At 43.2% G+C, this 2,237-nt stretch carries 2 protein-coding genes; both read right to left on the bottom strand.

Annotation, left to right across the window (positions count from 1 at the left end; genetic code table 11):
• Positions 1–34: 34 nt before the first annotated feature.
• On the bottom strand, positions 35–1,369 hold the full coding sequence (gene pepC, locus HT671_RS11150) for an aminopeptidase C (RefSeq protein WP_138703476.1): 1,335 nt from the start codon (positions 1,367–1,369) through the stop codon (positions 35–37).
• A gap of 111 nt (positions 1,370–1,480) precedes the next feature.
• A complete protein-coding gene (locus tag HT671_RS11145; RefSeq protein WP_001234889.1) occupies positions 1,481–2,203 on the bottom strand; it encodes a pseudouridine synthase in 723 nt (240 codons plus the stop codon).
• Between the last annotated feature and the right edge of the window lie 34 nt (positions 2,204–2,237).

Below are 2,237 nucleotides of genomic sequence, written 5' to 3'. Positions count from 1 at the left end.
GCTGACGTGGTTTGAATTTGATTTTCGAAGAGTATTATTCTGCCAAGGCTCCCATTGGATCCCAAGGTGCAAGTACGATTGGTTCTGCTCCATAGGCAGCTTGTTCTTCTGCTGTCAGCAATTCCTTACGAACAACGATTTGGTATGTGTATTCGTCCATCCAAGCGTCTGAGGCAACAAAGTAACCATCTGTACCGACCTTGTCTCCCCATGAGTTTTCAACCTTCCACTTGGTTGATTTACCATTTTCGTCCAAGTCAACACCTGTCAAGACCATGGCGTGGGTCATCAAGCTTTCGCTATAGTCCAAACGTCCAGCCTTGTCTTGAGTAAGTTTAATGTCCATGCTTGATTCAAAGTCATAAACATCTGTCGCAAGGATTCCAGCTTTGCGGTTGCTGAGCTGGCCAACATCAGAACCAAACCAAACAGTCTCACCTGCTTGCATTTGGGCAATCGCCAATTCTTTCAAGCGCTCCATTGGAACGTTGATGTAACGAACCGCACGGCTACCAACGACATTTCCCAACATCTCAACTGTGTAAGATTTACCGTATGGTTTATCAGCAGTTGGAGCATTGATAACAGAAACGTAGTCTTCTAAAGGAAGATTGACATATTTCTTGTAAAATTCCTGTGGAGTAATACCTTTTTCGCTTTGGTAGTTATTATCCTTATCACGATAAGCAAAGTCAAATTTACGTGGTGGTAGTCCTAGTGACATGGCAAGGAAGTTAAAGATCTCTTGCAAGAGGTCTTCTTTCTTAGCTTGAACAGTCGCTTGGTCTGCGCCAGAAGCTAGTAAGTCACGCAAGATTTGAGCATCTTGGCGCAGCAATTTGTTAAGGATTGCATTTAGCTCACGGCTGCTACTAGATGAAACAGACTCAGGATAAACTGACTTAGGCACGACACCGTATTTTTCAAAGAGGGAAACGACCATATCCCATTGACCACCATCTTGTTGTGGTATTTGGAGTAAGAAGCTAACCTTACGGCTCGTCAATTCTTGGTCTGCAGTCGCAATGACTTGCTCCAAGAACCAGTTTGATTTCTCATACTTGTCCCAGAAGAAAGTGTGGGCTTGTGACAACTCAAAGTTCTCCAATTTGTATTGCGAGATGAGTTTGTGGCGAAAAGTGTTGAGAGCCGCAAACATCCAGCAACGACCAGACGATTTCTGGTTAGTGACCTTGTCCTTGGTTAAATCCAATGAGAAAACAGGTGTGTTGTCTACATGGCTTTGGCGACGTTCCAGAGCTGCAAAAATTCCGTTGTGGCTAGCAGCATTTTCAATCGCTTGGTATTTTACATTTGCTTCATAGTTGGCAAATAGTTTATCAGTAAATGATTCTTGAATCGCGTTCATAGATTCCTCCTTTTATTCTACAGTCTATTATAACTCTTTTCACAAAGGAAGCAACTAAAAAACATAAAAGGCAAGGACATTCTTCCTCACCTTTTTCAAATATAAATCAAATTAAGCAATACTAGCAAGGAGAATTTCTAAGTCTTCCTTGGTCAAGCGACGCCATTCCCCTCGTTCCAGGTTCTCATCTAATACTAAAGTTCCCATAGTCAATCGTTGCAAGTCCACCACTTCCTTGCCACAGTAGCCCACCATACGCTTGACCTGATGAAACTTTCCTTCTGCAATAGTCACACGGATTTGGCTCTGATTCTTTTCTGCATCTGTGGAAAGAATCTCCAGTCTAGCGGGTTGACAAGTAAAGTCTTTGAGAGGAATACCCTTGGCAAATATCTCCACATCTTCTTGTGTCATAATTCCCTTGACCTGAGCCAGATAGGTCTTATCCACATGACGCTTGGGTGAAAGAAGAGCATGGGCAAGCTGACCGTCATTGGTCAGGAGCAGGAGTCCATGCGTATCGATATCCAAGCGCCCTACTGGGAAAACTTCCTTGCTCCGAGCAATATCATCCAACAAGTCCAGAACGGTTCTGTGCTTGGGATCCTCAGTCGCTGAGATAACTCCTTGGGGCTTGTTCATCATATAGTAGACAAACTCCTCATACTCCAACACTTGCCCATCAAAGCGAATCTCATCTCTTTCTTCATCAATCTGCAATTTAGCTGATTTTTCTTTTTTACCATTTACAGTCACGCGCCCAGCCTTGAGCAAGTTTTTGACCTCAGTCCGACTTCCCACCGCACAGGCAACTAAAAATTTATCTAATCTCATAGAACTATTATATCATAATCGAGTAGGGGATAAT

Origin of the sequence: Streptococcus sp. 2741 (genome assembly GCF_013276315.1) — a bacterium.
Lineage (GTDB): Bacteria > Bacillota > Bacilli > Lactobacillales > Streptococcaceae > Streptococcus > Streptococcus pseudopneumoniae.
Note: the sequence above shows the minus strand (reverse complement) of the source record. Positions and strands in the feature narration are given on the sequence as shown.